Source organism: Methylobacterium sp. 17Sr1-1 (genome assembly GCF_003173775.1).
GTDB lineage: Bacteria > Pseudomonadota > Alphaproteobacteria > Rhizobiales > Beijerinckiaceae > Methylobacterium.
The window spans coordinates 2391161-2409042 of record NZ_CP029552.1; the positions used below are offsets into that span (position 1 = coordinate 2391161).

A 17882-nucleotide genomic window follows, 5' to 3' on the forward strand; every position below is an offset into this window, starting at 1 on the left:
CTACCGCCGCGCCTTCGAACGGATCCGTTCGGAGGCGCAAGGCGAGCCCGAACGGGCGTCGGCGCTGATGCGCCGGACGCCTCGGCATCGACGTGTCGATGCCGAGGCGCGAGGGCAGGGCGCGAGGCTATGAGTGTCCGGCCCGCTCAGATCTCGGCCCGCAGGGGCCGGCCGAGCAGGTCCGCGATCGCCGCGTCGAGGCTGAGCGTCCCGGAGAGCAGCCCGGCCACCGCCTCGGCCACCGGCATCTCGACGCCCCGCTCTCGGGCAAGCGCCACGAGCCCCTGCGCGGTGAGGGCGCCTTCGGCGAGCTTGCCGCCGGCGGCGTCCTCCAGGCTCGCCCCCCGTCCCAGCCGCTCGCCGAAGGCGAAGTTGCGCGACTGCGCCGAGGCGGCGCTGAGCACGAGGTCGCCGAGGCCGGAGAGGCCCATCAGGGTCTCGGGCCGGGCGTCCCAGGCGCGGGCGAAACGCATCAGTTCGGCGAAGCTGCGGGCGACCAGGGCCGCCCGCGCGCTCTCGCCGAGGCCCCGGCCGATCGCCGCCCCGCAGGCGATGGCGAGCACGTTCTTGGCCGCCCCGCCGATCTCGACCCCGCGCGGGTCGCTGCCGTGATAGACCCGGAAGCTCGGCCCCGAGAGGGCGGCGGCGAGCCGCGCCGCCAGCGCGCCGTCGCGGCTCGCCAGCGTCACGGCGGTCGGCAGCCCGCGGGCGACGTCCGCCGCGAAGCTCGGGCCCGACAGGACCGCGATCGGGGCCCCCGGCGCGGCCGCGGCGGCGACGTCGGTGAGGAAGGCGTGGGTGGCGCGCTCGATGCCCTTGGCGCACAGGACCAGGGCGGCGTCCGGCTTCAGGTGCGGATGCAGGATCCCCAGCACGCCGCGCAGGGTTTGGGCCGGCGTCACCACCAGCACCGCCTCGGCCGCGGCGAGGTCCGCCGCGGACGCGGTCGGGCGCACGCCCGGATGCAGCGCCACGCCGGGGAGGTGGCGGGCATTCTCGCGGCTGCGGGCCATGGCGGCGGCGCTCGCGGCGTCGCGCATCCACAGAACCACCGGCCGCTCCGCCGCCGCCGCGGCGGCGTTGGCGAGAGCGGTGCCCCAGGCGCCGCCGCCCAGGACCGCGACCGGGCCGATGGCGGTCATTCTGGCTGTCCTGTCATGAAATCCGCCGCCACCAACCGGTACAGCCGGTGCGGCCGGAGTTCGTGCCCCTCCGGCAGCCCCGGATGCGCGAACCCACCGACCTCGCTCATGCCCAGGCGCTCCATCACCCGGCGCGACGGCGCGTTCACGTCGGCGGTGTAGGCGACGACCTCGGGAATCGCGCAGCGGGAGAAGACGTCGGCGAGCGCCAGGCGGGCGCCGCGCACCGCGAAGCCCCGGCCCCAGGCGGGCCAGGCGAGGCGCCAGCCGATCTCGACGAGACCCGTCTCCTGACCGATCAGGGGTCCGAGGGGCAGCGGCCGGGCCGGGCGCCAGCAGCCGACGAAGCCGACGAAGCCCTCCGACGCCTCGACCACCCAGGGGCCGAACCCGTCCTCGTCGAAGCGCCGGGCCAGCGCCCGGGCCTCGGCCTGGCTCTCGCGGGCGGTCTTGGGCGCGGGGAAGAACCGCATCACCTCCGGGTCGGCGCAGAGCGCCGCGAAGGGTTCGTCGTCGGCGAGCTGCCAGCGCCTCAAGGTGAAATCGTCGCCGGGCAGGCGTGCGGGCGGCGGCGGCCGCCGGACCTTGCGCCGCCACAGCAGCGAGCGGTGGTTGAGCACCGCGAGGTCCTGCCGACCGGCCAGCACCGCCTCGCCGAGGCCGAGGGCGACCGCCAGACGCTCGGGCGGCATGTTGGCCCAGGCGGGCGGGGCGACGCTCTCGCGCCAGGGCCCGCCGCAGGCATTGTCGAGCAGGATGCGGGCGAAGCAGTGGTTGCGCGAGACCGGCCAGTCCGGGTGCGCGGCCGCCGCCTCGGGCAGGCGCTCGTCGACGAGGGCCCGCCAGCGGCGCTGCTGCGCCTCGGCCTCCGCGGGGGTCATCCGGCGGTCTCGGCCTGGGCGGAGTCCTTGGCAGGATCCTTGGCCATGTCCTTCGCAGGATCTTTGGCAAGATCCTTGGCAAGATCCTTGGCTTGGGCGAAGGGCCAGCGCGGCCGGGCCGGCGCGGTGATGTCGTCGGTGAGGCCGAGGCGCAGGCGCTCGATGCCGGCCCAGGCGATCATCGCGCCGTTGTCGCCGCAGAGCGGCAGGGGCGGGGCGACGAGGGGCAGCCCGGCCTCGCCGGCCTGATGGGCGAGGGCGCGACGCAGGGCGCCGTTCGCCGCGACGCCGCCGGCCGCCACCAGCGCGGTCGGATGGCCGGCGACGGCGCCGAAATCGCGCAACGCCACCCGCACCCGGTCGACTACCACGTCGACCACCGCCGCCTGGAAGCTGGCGCAGAGGTCGGCGACGTCCTGGTTGGTGAGGGGCGCGATGCGCTCGGCCTCGATCCGCAGGGCGGTCTTGAGGCCCGACAACGAAAAATTCGGCTCGCGCCGGCCGAGCATCGGCCGCGGCAGGGCGAAGCGCTCCGGGTTGCCGCCCTCGGCGGCACGCTCGACCTCCGGCCCGCCCGGATAGGACAGCCCTAAGAGCTTCGCCACCTTGTCGAAGGCCTCGCCGATGGCGTCGTCGATGGTGCCGCCGAGGCGCACGTACTCGCCGACGCCCTTGACCGCCACGAGCTGGGTGTGGCCGCCGGAGGCCAGCAGCAGCAGGTAGGGGAAGGCGAGGCCGTCGGTGAGCCGGGCGGTGAGGGCGTGGGCCTCGAGGTGGTTGACGGCGATGAGCGGCTTCCGCGAGACCAGCGCCAGGGTCTTGCCGGTGACGAGCCCGACCAGCACGCCGCCGATCAGCCCCGGCCCCGCCGCGACCGCGATGCCGTCGAGGTCGGACAGCCGCATGCCGGCCGTGTCGAGCGCCCGGGCGACGAGCCGGTCCAGCACTTCGACATGGGCGCGGGCGGCAATCTCCGGCACCACGCCCCCATAGGCGGCGTGCTCGGCGATCTGGCTCAGCACCTCGTTGGAGCGGATCGCGCCGCGCCCGTCCTCCTCCACCGTCACGATCGCGGCCGCGGTCTCGTCGCAGGTGGTCTCGATCCCGAGGACGTTCATGGTGTGGGCATGGTCTCGCGAGGGGGGCTGGCACGCCGCGCGGCGGCCGGTATGGTGCCCTCCAGATAACCCGCCGGCGCCAGGTCGGCAAAGGGGTCGGATGCATGAGGGAGGGCGCATGAGGGGAGGGTGCGTGACGCCGGCGACGGCGTGCGGGACCGCCCTCAGGGTCTGGGTCGCGCGGCCGCTGCCGGCCGGGGCGCGCACGGCCGCACGCGTCGCGGCCCTCGGCCACCGGCCGCTCGTCGCCCCCGTCCTCGATCTCGCGCCCAGCGGCGCGCCGGCCCCGGCGGGCCCGTTCGACGCCCTGGTCCTGACCAGCGCGAGCGCGGTGCCGGCCCTGGCCGGCTCTCCCCTCGCCATGCTGCCGGCCTACTGCGTCGGCGCCCGCACGGCGGAGGCCGCCCGGGCGGCGGGGCTCGCGCCCGTCCACGAGGCGGGGGGCGACGCCCTCGCCCTCGCCGACCTGATTGGCCGGTCGCTGCCGCGGGGCGCGCGGCTCCTTCACGCCGCCGGGCGCGAGCGCAAGGACGAGCCGGGCGACACGCTGGCCGCCCGCGGCTACCGGCTCACGGTCTGGGTCGCCTACGCGGCGCGGGCCTTGCCGGCCCTGCCGGAGCCGGTGGCGGAGGCGCTCGGCCATGACGGCCTCGACGCGGCCCTGCACTATTCCCGGCGCAGCGCCGCGACGGCGCTCGGCCTCGCCCGGGCGGCGGGGCGCGAGGAGGCCTTTTCGCGCGTGGCGCATCATTGCCTGTCGGCGGACGTGGCCGCACCTCTGGTCGCGGCGGGGATCCTGTCCCATGTCGTCGCGACGCGGCCGGACGAGGAGGCCCTGCTGGCCGGCCTGCACCCCATTCGACAGGACAGTGACGCAGAGGCGTCGGCGGCCCTTCGCCCGGGCCGGGAGCGATGCTAAGGGACGATCAACCCATGCGCGGCCCGGGCGGGATCCTGCCCCGCGGTCGCGCTCACGCCGCGCCGATCAGGCCGCCGTCCGGCGCGCCCCGGCCCGGACCCACAGGTGAGGATCTTCGGCCGTGACCCCCTCCGACAAGGACCAGAAGGATTCGCGCAACCGCCCGGGCGGGCGCGGCGGCAACCCGGCGGATGGGCCGATCATCGACCTGAAGGCCACCCGCGTGCCCGACGCGCCCAAGACTGAGCCGGGCAAGTCCGAGCCGGGCAAGACCGGGCCGGGCAGCACCGGGCCCGCCAAGCCGGCCGACGCGGCCAAGGATGCGTTCAAGCCGGACGCCGCCAAGACCGAGACGCCGAAGCCCGGCACGACCGCTCCCGCGACCGCGGCCGTGAAGCCGGGCGAGCCGCCGAAGGCACCCGAGGTGAAGCCGGCCGACGCCCCGAAGCCCGGCCCGACCGGTGCCGCGTCCGGCCCGGCCGCGCCGCTCGGCGCCTCGGCGCCGAAGCCGGCCGGCTTTGTGCCCGCGGGCTCCGCTACGCCCACCGTTGGTGCGACGGCGACCACGCCCGCGAAGCCGGGCGAGGCCAAGCCCGCAGATAACAAGCCGACCGATGCGAAGCCGGGCGAGACCAAGCCGGGGGACGGCAAGCCCGGCACGCCGTCTTCCGCGACGGGTCCCGCTTCGGCCGCGTCCACGACTCCGTCCGCCGCGGGCGGCGCCCCGAAGCCCGCGACCGGCACCGTCGTCACCGGCCCCGGCAGCGGTCCGCTCAAGGTCGGCGACGCCAAGCCGGGCGATGTAAAGCCGGGCGATGCGAAGCCCGGCGCGCCGGCGACCGGCATTCCCGGCGGCACGCCGTCGGAATCGGGCAAGCCCCTGGACGCGAAGCCCCTCGATTCGAAGCCCATCGACTCGAAACCCCTGGACACGAAGTCGCCCGCGGCCGGCACCGGCGCGACGGCGGGGGCCGCCTCGGCGGGCTCGCGCCCGAACCCGGCCAGCCCGGCCGGCGCGACGCTCTCGGCGGTGCCCAAGACGGGCCCGCAGGCGAGCGGGACCGGCACGACGCCGCCGAAGGACGCACCGAAGCCCGAGGCCACACGGACGACGAGCGCGATCCCGGCCGCAGCCACGGCGCCGCAGGCCAAGTCAAACGCCAACCCCGGTAGCAAGTCCGGCGCCGGATTCGGCTCGCTGCTCGCCGCCTCGCTCCTCGGCGGCGTGGTCGGGGCGGGCCTGCTCTACGGCGTGACCACCTACGGCCCGGCCTACGGCATCAACCTGCCGAAGCCGGCGGCACCCGAGACCGATGCGGCCGGCACCGTGCCGCTGGAGCAGCGCCTGGCTGACCTCGCGCCGCGCGACAGCGTCCAGGCCCTCGACCGCCGCATCGGCTCGCTCGAATCGACCCTGCGCCCGCTGCCGGACGCGGTGCGCGCCGCCGACGCCGCGGCCAAGAGTGCGGGGCAGCGCGCCGACGAGGCCCTGCGCAAGGCGGAGGCCGCGCCCGCCGCGGCCCCCGCACAGGCGGTGCCCGCGGCCCAGGTCCCGAGCCAGCCCGCGACCCCGCCCGCCGCCGCGGGCATCGATCCGGCCCGCCTCCAGGGCATCGAGAAGCAGCTCGCCGACCTCCAGGGTCGCGCGGGGGGCGATGCGGGCCTGCGCCAGCGCATCGACGGGCTCGACAAGGGGCTGAAGGCGCTCCAGGCCGATCTCGGCACCCGCGCGGCGGCCGACGAGCAGGCCGGCAAGGCGCTCGGCCAGCGCCTCGACGAGCTGCGCCAGTCCCTTGACGGCCGGGCCAAGGCCGCCGACCAGCGCTTCGACGCGCTCCAGCAATCCGTCGAGGCCCGCACCAAGACCGTAGACCAGCGCCTGGCCGACCTCGCCAAGGCGGTGGAGGGACGAGCCGAGGCGAGCAGCGTCCAGGCGGCGCTCCGGGTGGTGGCGTCCGACCGGATCGCCAGCGCGCTCGCCACCGGCGCCCCCTACGCCGACGCGCTCGCGACGCTCAAGCAGCTCGACCCCGGCCAGGCCGGGGCGCTGGCGCCGCTGGAGCCCTTCGCCCAGAGCGGCGCGCCGACCGCGGCGGCGCTCGCCCAGAGCTTCCAGCCCGTCGCCGCGAAGCTGAACGCGGCGGCCCTCGCCGCCCGGCAGCGGGCGGTGGCCGAGCGCGGCAGCATCACCGACAAACTGAGCAGCATGGCCGAGTCGATCGTCTCGGTGCGCAAGGTCGGGAGCGAGGGGGCAGCCCCGGCGCCGAGCCCCGCCGCCGACCCGACCGAGGCGGGCGTCGCCAAGATCCAGGACGCCCTGTCCCGCGGCGCGGTGGCGGAGGCGGCGCAAGCCTTCGACGCCCTGCCGGAGCAGGCCCGTCAGGAGGCCGGCGACTTCGGCAAGCGCCTGAAGGCCCGCGCGGCGGCCGGCGAGGCCGCCCGGGCGCGGCTCGCCGCCTCCTTCGCGGCCCTCCAGGGCCCGGCGACCCGCTGAGGCTCCGCCCGCTTCCATCCTCCGGGATGGGAGCGGCGCCCGTTTCCGGTGCGGCCGCCACGGCGGCCGCCGTGACATCCCGGGGCTCGCTCGACGCCCCCTCGCGCGCCCGGTGCGGCAGCGCGGCTTTCTGGAGTTGATCGACCGATGTGGCGCGCACTCGCCTTCCTGGCTCTCCTCGCCCTCGCCGCCTACGGGGCGGTCTGGCTCGCCGACCGGCCCGGCGTGGTCACCGTGACCTGGGGCGGCTATGAGCTGGCGACCAGCCTCGCGGCCGCGCTCGTCGGCGTCATGGTGCTGGCGGTGGTGCTCGGCTTCGTCTGGGCCTTCGCCCGCGGCATCCTGAACCTGCCCGAGCGGCTGACCCTGTCGAGCCGTCGCCGGCGCCAGGCCCGGGGCTACAACGCGCTCTCGCGCGGCATGGTGGCGGTGGGCTCGGGCGATCCGATCGCGGCGCGCCGCCACGCCGGCGAGGCCGAGCGCCTGCTCGGCCCCGAGCCGCTCGCCCTGCTGCTGACCGCGCAGGCCGCTCAGATCTCCGGCGACCGCGCCGGGGCCGAGCGCGCCTTCCAGCGCATGGTCGACGATCCCGAGACCCGGGTGCTCGGCCTGCGCGGCCTGTTCGTCGAGGCCCGGCGCCAGGACGACGAGACCACCGCCCGCGCCTACGCGATCGAGGCCGCCCGCCTCGCCCCGAGCGTGACCTGGGCCAACGAGGCGGTGATGGAGAGCCAGTGCGCCGACCGCGACTGGTCGGGCGCCCTCGACACCGTCTCGCGCCGCGCGGCCCTGGGCCTCTCCGACAAGGCGGCGATGCGGCGCCAGCGCGCGGTGCTGCTGACAGCCAGCGCCCTCGACCTCGAGGCGGGCGACCCCGAGCGCGCCCTGGCGCAGGCCCGGGAGGCGGTGAAGCTCGCCCCCGATCTGGTGCCCGCCGCCGCCGTGGCCGGCCGCCTCTTCGCCCGCCGCGGCGACCTCAAGCGCGGCGCCAAGGTGGTCGAGGCGGCCTGGCGTGCCAACCCGCATCCGGACCTCGCCCGAGTCTATCTCGACCTGCGCACCGGCGATTCGAGCCGCGACCGGCTCGCCCGCGCCGAGACCCTGGCCCGGATCTCATCCTGGCACCCGGAATCGCGCTTCGCCATCGCCCGCGCGGCGATCGACGCCCGGGAGTTCAGCCGCGCCCGCGACGTGCTGGCGCCGCTGCTCGCCGACCAGCCGACCGCGCATGCCTACCAGCTGATGGCCGAGATCGAGGAGGCCGAGCACGGCGCCCAGTCCGGCAAGGCCCGCGAGTGGCAGGCGCGGGCGACCCGCGCCCCGCGCGACCCGGCCTGGTGCGCCGACGGCCTCGTCACCGACCGTTGGGCGCCGATCTCCCCGGTCAGCGGGCGCCTCGACGCCTTCGTCTGGCAGACCCCGCCGGACCTGCTGGGCCGCGCCCATTCCGGCCCCGCCCACGAGCCCGAGCCCGCCGCGGCCGCCACCACGCACAATCCGGGCTCGCTCAACGGCGGAGCGGCCGCGAAGAACGGCACCGCCACAGTCGGCACGATCCCGCCGGGCACGGTGACCCCGCCGGTGGTGCCGGTGCCGGTGAAGGTGCCGGAGGTGGTCGGGCCGGGGCGCTGAAGCCCACACGACCGGACAGTCGGGACCGGCACGACACCGGTCGTCACATCTCTCGACGTCATCCCGGGGCTCGCCGCAGGCGAGAACCCGGGATCCATAGCCGCCGACGTCTCAGAAGAGGTCGGAACGCTTCCCGCCTTATCCTGCACCGTCGGCGGTTATGGATCCCGGGTTCCGCTGCGCGGGCCCGGGATGACGAGGCGGGTTTCAGTTCGGTCCGCCCGCTCAAGCAGGCTCAGCCCGGCCGCCTCTCCGCCCCCGCCCAGCGCCGCCGCACGCTCCAGGCGTAGCGCGTGTCGCCGTCGAGCAGGTGCAGGTGGTCCTGGAGCCGGTTGCGCTCCAGCCAGGCGAGGGCCGCCTCCAGCTCCTCCGCCGTCATCGCGGCGCGGCTCTTGTTGTTGAAGAGGCGCTTGAGCACCGCATTGTAGCGGTGGGCGAGCGACGCGCCGCGGGGCAGCCGCAGCTCGGCCTCGTCCTCGACCGCCTGCGCCGTGACCATGGCGGCGACGCGGGCGCGGAGCGCCCGCTCGACCCGCGAGGGCGGGACCGGGCCCGCATCGGTGCCGGGCTGCCCGGCCTCCCGCTGTGCCTCCGGTCGGGCCATCGCCACCGAGGGGCCGGGCCGCAGCATCGCGTAGCGCAGGCCGAGCGCGTTGCTCTCCAGCGGCACGATGCCCTCGTCGGTCTCGCGCGCCAGCGGCCGCGGCTCGGGCGAGGCGGCCCCCGTCGGGCGCTTGCGCGGCCGGGTCGCGGTCGCCTGCTCGGTCTCGATGCGGGCGCGGAACTGCGCGAAGAGCGGGTCGTCGGGGTGGAAGACCAGGGCGTGCTGGTCGGCGTAGTCGCCCGCATGGGGATCGACCCGGGTCGCCCGGGCGATCATCTGCTCCAGCCAGGGCCGCGAGCGGATATGGGTGAGGGCCGCCACCACCGCGACCTCGGGCGCGTCCAGCCCCTCATAGGCCATCGCCACCGTCACCAGCACGGCGGGCTCGGGCGTGAGCCGGAAGGCGGCGAGCGCCGCATGGGCGTCGGCCTCGGCCGAGGTGGCGATGCGCACGTCGCGGCGCGCCTGCTCCTCCGGCATCCAGGCCTGGATCATGGCGTGGTAGCTCTGCGCGCTCGCCTGATCGGGGGCGACGACGAGGAGCTTGCCGAGGCCCCGGACCGCCTCGGTGGCGCTGAGGCCGCGCTTGCGCCGGCGCTCGGCCCGCACACGGCGGGTGGCGAAGAACGCCTCGCGCAACAGGTCGCGGGCGAAGCCGGTGCGGAGCGCCGTGAACAGGGCCGGCCGCGTCGTCGCGCTCGGGCCCGAGCCCGAGAGCCGGTGCGGGCCGACCCGGGCCTGGCCGCTGGTGCGCCCGCCCTCGAGCCAGCTCGCCTCGCCGTCCAGTGCCCCGAAATTGACCGGCAGCACCGCCTTCTCGGCGAGGGCCTCGGCGCGGGAATAGCCGATCACGGCCCAGCCCGGGGCCTCGATGTCCGGCACCGGGGCGCCGCCCTCCGTCCGGTAGGGCAGCCACAGGATGCGCCGGCCGTCCGCCCGCTCCAGGGTGCCGGAGAGGAGGAGGCGCACGCTCGCCTCGCGGAACAGCGGCAGCAGGGCGCTGCTCCAGGCCGCGGCCTCGCTCCCCGCCTCGCCGTCGGCGATGGCCGGCAGGTGGTGGACCTCGTCGACGACGAGGAGGGTGCGGTGGCGCCGCATCTCGGAAAGGTGCAGGGCGGGGGCCGCCGCCACCGCCTGGTAGGTGGTGACGTAGCCGGCCAGCCCCCGGCTCGGATCGGGCGAGTTGTCGGCCGCCCGCACCGAGAGGGCGTGGCCCAAAGCCGCCCGCCAGGCCGGATCGGCGAAGGCCTCCTCGGCCTGGAGCCGGAGGGAATCCCGCGGCACGATCCAGACCACCCGGTCGACGAGGCCCGCCGCGATCAGCTTCGATGCCGCGATGACCGGCAGCAGCGACTTGCCGCCGCCGGGCGTCACCGCCGCCAGGATGTCGGTGATGCCCGTCGCCTCGCCGCGGGCGAGCGCGCCCACGAGTTCGGACAGGCTGCGCTGGTGGCTGCGCAGGGGGCGGGACGGGGCGCTCACGGGTGGAGGGAATCGCGAACCATCCCCGGACCATGCCGGAGCCCGCCTCCCTTGTGAATCCGGGGGACAAGCAGCTTTTCCGCGTTCCCCACATCACAAAACGCTTGCGCCGGTCTTGACCTCTCAGCCGCGCCCGCGCTCCAGCATCCGCGACACCACCCGGGCGGTGAAATCGACCATCGGGACGATGCGGGCGTAGTTGAGCCGGGTCGGCCCGATGACGCCGACGACGCCGACGATGGTCTGGCTGCCGTCCCGGAACGGCGCCGCGATCATCGACGAGCCGGAGAGCGAGAAGAGCTTGTTCTCCGAGCCGATGAAGATCCGCACGCCCTCGCCGCCCTCGGCACGGGAGAGAAGGTCGATCACGTCCTTCTGGCTCTCCAGGTCGTTGAAGAGCAGGCGGATGCGCTCCAGGTCCTCGGCCGCCCGCAGGTCGTCGAGGAGGTTGGCCTGGCCGCGCACGATCAGCTGGCGCTCCTCGCTCGGGCCGACCGAGCGGGCGAGGCCCGCATCGACCAGGCGCCCGGTGATCTCGTCGAGCTCCTGCTTCATCGCCGCCCGCGCGGCCTCGATCTCGCCCCGCACCTCGCCAAGGGTGCGGCCGCGGATCCGGGCGTTGAGGAAGTTCGAGGCCTCCTGCAGCGCACCGGCCGGCAGGCCCTGCGGCAGGTCGAGCAGGCGGTTCTCGACCGAGCCGTCGTCGGAGACGAGCACCACCAGGGCGCGGCCGGGATCGAGCCGCACGAACTCGATGTGGCGCAGCCGCGGGTTCTGCTTGGCGGTGACGACGACGCCGGCGCCGCGCGAGATGCCCGAGAGCAGCACCGAGGCCTCGGTGAGCGCGCTCTCGAAGGTGTGGCGCGAGGCGGCGGCGCGCATCTGCGCCTCGATCCGGCCCTTCTCCTCCTGGCCGACATCGCCGAGCTCGAGCAGCGCGTCGACGAAGAAGCGCAGGCCGTGCTCGGTGGGGAGCCGGCCGGCGCTGGTATGGGGGGCGTAGATCAGCCCGGCCTGCTCGAGGTCCGACATCACGTTGCGGATCGAGGCCGGCGAGAGCGCCATCGGCAGGATGCGGGCGAGGTTGCGCGACCCCACCGGCTCCCCCGTGGCGAGGTAGCTCTCGACGATCTGGCGAAAGATTTCCCGCGAGCGCTCGTTGAGCTCGGCAATGGCACGGGCCTGTCCGGAGCCGCCGGGCAGGGGTGGAAGGTCGCGCGTGTTCATCAACCCTACGGGAGCCAAACGACCCCTTACTGTGATGCGAGCCGACGCTCCGTGCAAGCGGACGCGACGCCGCGCGGCGGTCCGGTTTCGCGGCCGCGACGGGTGTCGTCACCTGAACGGAAGCCGGCTTCGCGTCTCAGACCGCGTTCAGCCCGCCGGCGCCAATCTCGTCTCCATGGCCGCACGCGTCGTGCGGCGAGACGATCCGGAGGCGAGGATGCTGACGATGCGAAACCCGATGGTGGCCGGCACACGGCTTCTGGCGGCGGCCGCTCTGGTGGCGGGCGGTCTCTTCACGGCGGGCACCGCCCAGGCGGCGCCCTTCGCGCCAGGCGCCGCGACGGCGCCAGCGGCCGAGGTGCTGCAGGTCCAGTACGGCCACCATCACGGCGGGGGCCGCGGTCACCACCACGGATGGGGGCACGGCCATCACCACCACGGCGGCTGGGGCCACCACCGGCGCCATCACGGGCACTGGGGCCACCATCACCACCACCGGCACTGGGGCCACCATCACGGCCGGCACCATCACCGGGGTTACGGCTACTACTGACGGGTGAGGGGGGGAGACCCGGGCCGTTCTCCCCGAGGGCTCCCCTTGCCGCCCCCGGCGCCAGCGCCTAAGAGCGCGCGGCCCTTAGCAGATCGAAGCGCCGCGCCGTCAGCGCGCGGCGCCCTGGACAGGAGTTGCCCATGCGCCCCTCGAAGCGCGCCCCCGACGAGCTGCGCAAGGTCACGCTGGAGCGGGGCGTCTCGCGCTACGCCGAGGGCTCGTGCCTCGTCACCTTCGGCGAGACCAAGGTGCTGTGCACCGCCTCGCTCGAGGAGCGCGGGCCGTCCTGGCTGCGCGGCTCCGGCAAGGGCTGGGTCACCGCCGAGTACAGCATGCTGCCGCGGGCGACCCACGACCGCAACCGGCGCGAGGTCAATGCCGGCAAGCCCTCCGGCCGCACCCAGGAGATCCAGCGCCTGATCGGCCGGTCCCTGCGCGCCGTCGTCAACCTGCCGGCGATGGGCGAGCGCCAGATCGTGGTCGATTGCGACGTGCTCCAGGCCGATGGCGGCACCCGCACGGCGGCGATCACCGGCGCCTGGGTCGCCCTGCACGAGTGCTTCACCTGGATGCGCGGCCGCTCGATCATCTCGGTCGACCCGATGCGCGACCACGTCGCGGCGATCTCCTGCGGCATCCACAAGGGCACCCCCGTCCTCGACCTCGATTACGCCGAGGATTCCGGCGCCGAGACCGACGCCAACTTCGTCATCACCGGCAGCGGCGGCATCGTCGAGGTGCAGGGCACGGCGGAGGTGAAGCCGTTCTCGGAAGAGGAGTTCCTGGGCCTCCTGCGCCTCGCCAAGGCGGGCGTGGCCGAGCTGGTGGCGCTCCAGAAGCAGGCGATCGCCTGATGGGGCGCCTCCTCACCGGGCGGGTTGTGATCGCGACCCACAATGCCGGCAAGCTGCGCGAGATGCGCGAATTGCTGGCGCCCTTCGGCGTCGAGGCGGTCTCGGCCGGCGAGTTGAACCTGCCCGAGCCGGACGAGACCGGCACGATGTTCTCCGAGAACGCCGCCATCAAGGCGCGGGCGGCGACGCAGGCCACGGGCCTGCCCGCCTTCGCCGACGATTCGGGACTCTGCGTCGATGCCCTCGACGGGGCGCCCGGCCTGTTCTCGGCCCGCTGGTCCGGCGGCTCGAAGGATTTTTCCGGTGCGATGGCGCGCATCGAGCGCGAACTGACTACCCGGGCGGCGACGAACCGCCGGTCGCACTTCGTCTCGGCCCTGGTCCTGACCTGGCCGGACGGGCACGAGGAGCTGTTCGAGGGCCGGGTCTTCGGCGAGCTGGTCTGGCCGCCCCGCGGCGACAAGGGTTTTGGCTACGACCCGATGTTCAAGCCGGACGAGAGTCCGCTCACCTTCGGCGAGCTGAGTTCGGACGAGAAGCACGGCATCGACTGGGCGAAGGGCGAGGCGCTCTCGCACCGCGCCCGCGCCTTCCTGGCGCTCGCCGCGGCCTGCCTGCGCCGGCCGGATTGAGCGGGACGAGGCGCCCGCTCCGGGGGAGGGGCGCCTCGGTCGCAGCGGGAGCGGGGACGGCGAGCGCCGCCCCGTCCCGGGTGACGTTGGGTTATGCGACAGTGAGACCCACGTCGACGTTGCCGCGGGTGGCGTTCGAGTAGGGGCACACCTGGTGGGCCTTCTCGACCAGCGTCTCGGCGGTCGCCTTGTCGAGGCCCGGCAGCGAGATGGTCAGGTCGGCGGTGATGCCGAAGCCGCCCTCGGAGCGCGGGCCGATGCCGACCTTGGCGGTCACGGTGGTGTCGGCCGGGACGGCGATCTTCTCCTGACCGCCGACGAACTTCATCGCGCCGAGGAAGCAGGCGGCGTAGCCGGCCGCGAAGAGCTGCTCGGGGTTGTTGCCGGCGCCACCGGCCCCGCCGAGCTCCTTGGGGGTCGACAGCTTGACGTCGAGGCTGCCGTCCTGGGTCTGGGCGCGACCGTCGCGACCGCCATTCGCCGTGGCCTGGGTGGTGTACTTCACGTCGACGGACATCGGGCTCTCCTCAAAGATCGCGGCGGCCTCGCCGAAGCGCTTCCCGGCCACCCGCGACATTGTCATAGGAGGAATTTCGATTGCGCGCAATTTGTTTTTGCGCGCCGTCTTAGCTATGATCGAAGCGGCCTCGGGCGCAGATCGTTCCTGAGCGTCACGGTCAGGCCCCGCGCGACGGAGCCCCCTTGAGAATCGGGACTTGAGGAGCGGGACATGTCCGAGATCGACGCGCGCGGCCCCACACCCGACCATGCGGACGGACGGGCCGACGACCTGCTGCTCTCCAGCCAGATCTGCTTCGCGGTCTATTCGGCGGCGCACGCGTTCAACCGGATCTACAAGCCCCTCCTCGACCGGATCGGCCTGACCTACCCGCAATACCTGGTGCTCCTCCTGCTCTGGGAGCAGGACGGGCAGACGATGAAGACCCTCGGCCAGCGCCTCTACCTCGATTCCGGCACCCTGACGCCGCTGCTCAAGCGGCTGGAGGCGGCGGGTTTGGTGAGCCGGGCCCGCGATGTCCAGGACGAGCGGCTGATGCGCATCAACCTGACCGAGGCCGGCGCGTCCTTGCGCGAGAGGGCGACGCCGTTCCCGCACGAGATCGTCTGCGCCACGGGCCAGCCGGCGGAGCGGCTGGTGGCCCTGCGCGACGAGATCCTGGCCCTGCGCGACAGCCTGCACGCCTGTTCGGCACCGGATCGCGGGGTGGCGTGAAGAGCCTCATGCGGTTTCCGACCGAGCAATACGGAAACCGGCTTCGCTCAAGCGCCGCGCTGGCTGGTGACACCGAATCCGGAAGTGACCTCCCGGCTTCCGGTGTCACAGCATCGGCAGATGCCGCGGCTCCCGCCCGCGCGGAAACGCGGCGTCGATCCGGGCGAGCTCGGCCTCGTTCAGGGTGAGGCTGCCGCCGCCGGCATTCTCGGCCGCGTGGGCCGGGCTCGACGCCTTCGGGATCGCCAGCACGCCGTCCCCGCGGGTGAGCGCCGCGAGCGCGACCTGCCGCGGCGTGGCGTCGTGGCTCTGCGCAATTTCGGCCAGCACCCGGCCGCCCGGGGTCGCCGGTCCCGGGAAGCTGTCGTGGCCGAAGGGGCTGTAGGCCACCACCGCGACGCCGTTCTGCCGGCACCAGGGCAGGACCGAGTGCTCGATCGCCCGCTCCTCCAGGTGGTAGAGCACCTGGTTGCAGGCGATGCGGTCGGGACCGGCCACGGACAACGCCTCGTCGAGGTCGTCGGCGTCGAAGTTGCTCACCCCCCAGGACAGGATCTTGCCCGCCCGCACCAGGTCCTCGAAGGCCGCGAAGGTCTCCGCCAGGGGATGCGGCCCGCGCCAGTGCAGCAGGTAGCAGTCGAGCCGGTCCGTGCGCAGGCGCCGGAGCGAGCGCTCGCAGGCCTCGACCGTGCCCCGGCGCGAGGCGTTGCCGGGCAGGACCTTCGAGACCAGGAAGACCTCGTCGCGCCGGTCGCCGATCGCCTCGGCGATCAGGGGCTCGGCCTCGCCGTACATCTCGGCGGTGTCGACGTGGCTCATCCCGACATCGAGGCCCCGTCGCAGGGCGGCGGCCGCCACGGTGGGCTCGCCCTCGTCGAGGTACCAGGTTCCCTGCCCGATCACCGGCACCGCGGGCCCGGTGCGTCCGAAGGGTTGCCGTCGCATCGCGCGCTCCTGCGATCTGTGCCGTCCTGGGCCGTGCGGCGCCGGGAGGGCAAGGGCAGATCCCGGAGAATGCACGGTTTTCTGCGGATCGTCGCGGGGCGGGAGGGTTAGGCGCGACGGAGAAGGGCGAGAAAAACGCTCTTCTCCCCAGACGCGTTCTGCAAAAAGAACATTCCGGTTGACAGAAAGTCCGCTTCCGGGTTCTGTGCCGGCCCACACCCGGCTTTGAGACATTCCGCTGAAGGACCCCGATGACCGCTCCCGTCTTCCCGCCCGCCCGGACCCGCGCGCCGTGACGGCCCCCGTCCGCGTGCCGGTGCCGGCGGACCTGAGCGACCGGATCGGCGATCCCGACGCGCTCGTCCGATTGGAGAGCGTCGCCAAGACCTACACGGCGCGCCGCGGCGCCGGCGCCGTGACGGCCCTGGAGGACATCGACCTCTCGGTGTCCCGCGGCCGGGTGCTCGGCGTGATCGGCCGCTCGGGCGCCGGCAAGTCGACCCTGATCCGCCTGGTCAACGGGCTGGAGCGGCCGAGCCGCGGCCGGGTGATCGTCGACCGCGCCGAGATCTCGGCCCTGTCGGAATCGGCCCTGCGGGCCGAGCGCCGCGGCATCGGCATGATCTTCCAGCACTTCAACCTGCTCTCGGCCCGCACCGCCGCCGGCAACGTCGCGCTGCCCCTCGAAGTGGCGGGCTACGACAAGGCCGCGATCCGCAGGCGGGTGGCCGAGCTTCTGGACCTCGTCGGGCTCGCGCCGCAGGCCGACCGCTATCCGGCCGAACTGTCGGGCGGGCAGAAGCAGCGCGTCGGCATCGCCCGGGCCCTAGCCACCAACCCGAAGGTGCTGCTCTCCGACGAGGCGACCTCGGCCCTCGACCCGGAGACGACCCGCTCGATCCTCGACCTCCTCGGCCGGATCAACCGGGAGCTCGGCCTGACGATCCTGCTGATCACCCACGAGATGGCGGTGATCCGGGCGATCGCCCACGAGGTCGCGGTGCTCGACGGCGGCCGCATCGCCGAGAGCGGCGACGTGTTCGAGGTGTTCACGCGGCCGCGCGCCGCGATCACCCGCACCTTCCTCGACGAGGAGACCGGCCGCACCCTGCCGCCGGCACTCGCCGCCCGCCTCACCCCCGGCCTGACGGCCGGGGAGGGAGAGGGGAAGGGAGAGGGAAAGCAGGCGGTCCTGCGCATCACCTTCCGGGGGCCGCACGCCACCGATCCGGTGCTGGCCCAGCTCACGAGCGAGCTCGGCATCCCGGCCGGCATCCTCTCGGGCACCGTCGACGAGATCGCCGGCCGTCCCTTCGGCACCCTGGTGGTCGGCATTGCGGCCGATCCCGGCACGGTGGAGCGGGCCAGGACCTTCCTCGCGGCGCGCGGCCTCGACGTCGAGATGCTCGGCACCCTCGACCTCGCCGGCTGGCAGCGGACCGCCGCTCCCGGCTCCACGGATGCTCGCCATGTCGCCTGAACTCCTCCGCCTCCTCGTCCAGGCCACCCTCGACACGCTGCAGATGGTGGCGGTGGCGGCCTCCCTCGGCACGCTGGTCGGCCTGCCGCTCGGCGTGTTTCTCGCCACCAGCGGCCGCGGCGAGCTCCTGGCCGCCCCCTGGCTCAACCGGGCGCTCGGACTCGTCGTCAACGCCACCCGCTCGACGCCGTTCATCATCCTGGTGGTGGCGATCATCCCGTTCACCCGGCTGCTGGCCGGCACCTCGATCGGCACCAACGCCGCCACCGTGCCGCTGACCGTGGCGGCGATCCCCTTCATCGCCCGCCTCGTCGAGGGCGCGGTGCGGGAGGTCGATGGCGGCCTCGTCGAGGCGGCCCGGGCCTTCGGGGCGAGCCCGCTGCAGATCGTCCTCAAGGTGCTGATCCCCGAGGCGTTGCCCGGCATCGTTCTCGGCCTCACCCTGGCGGTGGTGTCGCTGATCGGCTTCTCGGCGATGGTCGGCGCCGTCGGCGGCGGGGGCCTCGGCGACCTCGGCATCCGCTACGGCTACCAGCGCTTCATGCCCGAGATGATGCTCGCCGTGGTGGTGGTGCTGATCGTCCTGGTGCAGCTGGTCCAGACCCTGGGCGACCGGCTGGCGCGGCGCATGAACAAGCGCCTGCGCCACGGCTGATCCATTTCCCTTTTACTCTCGGAGCGTAAG

General features: G+C 74.4%; 16 protein-coding genes. 9 read left to right on the top strand and 7 right to left on the bottom strand.

Annotation, left to right across the window (positions count from 1 at the left end):
- Positions 1–146: 146 nt before the first annotated feature.
- From DK412_RS10825 to tsaD, 3 genes are read right to left on the bottom strand one after another with little or no spacing between them, the layout of a single operon-like run.
- Positions 147–1142 carry an NAD(P)H-dependent glycerol-3-phosphate dehydrogenase gene (locus DK412_RS10825; RefSeq protein ID WP_109971962.1) on the bottom strand — a complete coding sequence of 332 codons (996 nt, stop codon included), beginning with the start codon at positions 1140–1142 and terminating at the stop codon, positions 147–149.
- Positions 1139–2023, bottom strand: a complete 885-nt coding sequence (locus DK412_RS10830; RefSeq protein ID WP_109971963.1) for a GNAT family N-acetyltransferase — start codon at positions 2021–2023, stop codon at positions 1139–1141. Before DK412_RS10830 ends, DK412_RS10825 begins: the two co-directional genes overlap by 4 nt.
- Positions 2020–3141, bottom strand: a complete 1122-nt coding sequence (tsaD, locus tag DK412_RS10835; RefSeq protein WP_245447565.1) for a tRNA (adenosine(37)-N6)-threonylcarbamoyltransferase complex transferase subunit TsaD — start codon at positions 3139–3141, stop codon at positions 2020–2022. Before tsaD ends, DK412_RS10830 begins: the two co-directional genes overlap by 4 nt.
- A gap of 133 nt (positions 3142–3274) precedes the next feature.
- Between tsaD and DK412_RS10840 the strand changes: the two genes are divergently transcribed.
- The 3 genes from DK412_RS10840 to DK412_RS10850 all read left to right on the top strand — a co-directional run bounded on the left by DK412_RS10840 (position 3275) and on the right by DK412_RS10850 (position 8186).
- Complete coding sequence (locus DK412_RS10840; protein WP_245447568.1) at positions 3275–4060, top strand: uroporphyrinogen-III synthase; 786 nt, start codon at positions 3275–3277, stop codon at positions 4058–4060.
- A gap of 121 nt (positions 4061–4181) precedes the next feature.
- Positions 4182–6554 carry a hypothetical protein gene (locus DK412_RS10845; RefSeq protein ID WP_109971965.1) on the top strand — a complete coding sequence of 791 codons (2373 nt, stop codon included), beginning with the start codon at positions 4182–4184 and terminating at the stop codon, positions 6552–6554.
- 147 nt (positions 6555–6701) lie between these two features.
- Positions 6702–8186 carry a heme biosynthesis HemY N-terminal domain-containing protein gene (locus DK412_RS10850; RefSeq protein WP_109971966.1) on the top strand — a complete coding sequence of 495 codons (1485 nt, stop codon included), beginning with the start codon at positions 6702–6704 and terminating at the stop codon, positions 8184–8186.
- Between the two features lie 235 nt (positions 8187–8421).
- Here the strand turns inward: DK412_RS10850 and DK412_RS10855 are convergent, their stop codons facing one another.
- Together DK412_RS10855 and hrcA are read right to left on the bottom strand one after the other, a co-directional pair.
- Positions 8422–10272, bottom strand: a complete 1851-nt coding sequence (locus DK412_RS10855) for a DEAD/DEAH box helicase family protein (protein ID WP_109971967.1) — start codon at positions 10270–10272, stop codon at positions 8422–8424.
- 123 nt (positions 10273–10395) lie between these two features.
- A complete protein-coding gene (gene hrcA, locus DK412_RS10860) occupies positions 10396–11499 on the bottom strand; it encodes a heat-inducible transcriptional repressor HrcA (protein ID WP_109971968.1) in 1104 nt (367 codons plus the stop codon).
- A 217-nt stretch (positions 11500–11716) separates the two neighbouring features.
- Here hrcA and DK412_RS10865 point away from each other — a divergent pair, with 217 nt between their 5' ends.
- The 3 genes from DK412_RS10865 (at position 11717) to rdgB (ending at position 13538) form a co-directional block, all read left to right on the top strand.
- The gene (locus DK412_RS10865) at positions 11717–12052 is read left to right on the top strand and encodes a hypothetical protein (RefSeq protein WP_245447570.1); all 336 of its coding nucleotides are present in this window, start codon (positions 11717–11719) and stop codon (positions 12050–12052) included.
- A 140-nt stretch (positions 12053–12192) separates the two neighbouring features.
- Entirely contained in the window at positions 12193–12906 is a 714-nt protein-coding gene (gene rph / locus DK412_RS10870) for a ribonuclease PH (protein ID WP_109971969.1), read from the top strand.
- Positions 12906–13538, top strand: a complete 633-nt coding sequence (gene rdgB, locus DK412_RS10875; RefSeq protein ID WP_109971970.1) for an RdgB/HAM1 family non-canonical purine NTP pyrophosphatase — start codon at positions 12906–12908, stop codon at positions 13536–13538. The genes rph and rdgB overlap by 1 nt, the downstream gene beginning before the upstream one ends.
- Before the next feature lie 91 nt (positions 13539–13629).
- On the opposite strand, the gene DK412_RS10880 is transcribed toward rdgB, so the two are convergent.
- On the bottom strand, positions 13630–14055 hold the full coding sequence (locus DK412_RS10880; RefSeq protein WP_099954895.1) for an organic hydroperoxide resistance protein: 426 nt from the start codon (positions 14053–14055) through the stop codon (positions 13630–13632).
- Between the two features lie 213 nt (positions 14056–14268).
- On the opposite strand from DK412_RS10880, the gene DK412_RS10885 reads away from it, so the two are divergent.
- Positions 14269–14772: a MarR family transcriptional regulator gene (locus DK412_RS10885; RefSeq protein WP_109971971.1), complete on the top strand. Its 504-nt coding sequence runs from the start codon at positions 14269–14271 to the stop codon at positions 14770–14772.
- Positions 14773–14877: 105 nt separating this feature from the next.
- On the opposite strand, the gene DK412_RS10890 is transcribed toward DK412_RS10885, so the two are convergent.
- Positions 14878–15717 carry an aldo/keto reductase gene (locus DK412_RS10890; RefSeq protein WP_109971972.1) on the bottom strand — a complete coding sequence of 280 codons (840 nt, stop codon included), beginning with the start codon at positions 15715–15717 and terminating at the stop codon, positions 14878–14880.
- Positions 15718–16009: 292 nt separating this feature from the next.
- Here DK412_RS10890 and DK412_RS10895 point away from each other — a divergent pair, with 292 nt between their 5' ends.
- Both DK412_RS10895 and DK412_RS10900 read left to right on the top strand, forming a co-directional pair.
- A complete protein-coding gene (locus DK412_RS10895; RefSeq protein WP_109971973.1) occupies positions 16010–17197 on the top strand; it encodes a methionine ABC transporter ATP-binding protein in 1188 nt (395 codons plus the stop codon).
- The gene (locus DK412_RS10900) at positions 17187–17852 is read left to right on the top strand and encodes a methionine ABC transporter permease (protein WP_109971974.1); all 666 of its coding nucleotides are present in this window, start codon (positions 17187–17189) and stop codon (positions 17850–17852) included. Before DK412_RS10895 ends, DK412_RS10900 begins: the two co-directional genes overlap by 11 nt.
- Positions 17853–17882: the final 30 nt, after the last annotated feature.

Bases quoted from the DNA above. Each gene is read 5' to 3' on its own strand.
- DK412_RS10850 (WP_109971966.1), top strand. From the start codon at position 6,702: ATGTGGCGCGCACTCGCCTTCCTGGCTCTCCTCGCCCTCGCCGCCTAC.
- DK412_RS10880 (WP_099954895.1), bottom strand. From the start codon at position 14,055: ATGTCCGTCGACGTGAAGTACACCACCCAGGCCACGGCGAATGGCGGT.
- DK412_RS10830 (WP_109971963.1), bottom strand. From the start codon at position 2,023: ATGACCCCCGCGGAGGCCGAGGCGCAGCAGCGCCGCTGGCGGGCCCTC.
- DK412_RS10825 (WP_109971962.1), bottom strand. From the start codon at position 1,142: ATGACCGCCATCGGCCCGGTCGCGGTCCTGGGCGGCGGCGCCTGGGGC.
- hrcA (WP_109971968.1), bottom strand. From the start codon at position 11,499: ATGAACACGCGCGACCTTCCACCCCTGCCCGGCGGCTCCGGACAGGCC.
- DK412_RS10885 (WP_109971971.1), top strand. From the start codon at position 14,269: ATGTCCGAGATCGACGCGCGCGGCCCCACACCCGACCATGCGGACGGA.
- rph (WP_109971969.1), top strand. From the start codon at position 12,193: ATGCGCCCCTCGAAGCGCGCCCCCGACGAGCTGCGCAAGGTCACGCTG.
- tsaD (WP_245447565.1), bottom strand. From the start codon at position 3,141: ATGAACGTCCTCGGGATCGAGACCACCTGCGACGAGACCGCGGCCGCG.
- rdgB (WP_109971970.1), top strand. From the start codon at position 12,906: ATGGGGCGCCTCCTCACCGGGCGGGTTGTGATCGCGACCCACAATGCC.
- DK412_RS10865 (WP_245447570.1), top strand. From the start codon at position 11,717: ATGCTGACGATGCGAAACCCGATGGTGGCCGGCACACGGCTTCTGGCG.
- DK412_RS10900 (WP_109971974.1), top strand. From the start codon at position 17,187: ATGTCGCCTGAACTCCTCCGCCTCCTCGTCCAGGCCACCCTCGACACG.
- DK412_RS10890 (WP_109971972.1), bottom strand. From the start codon at position 15,717: ATGCGACGGCAACCCTTCGGACGCACCGGGCCCGCGGTGCCGGTGATC.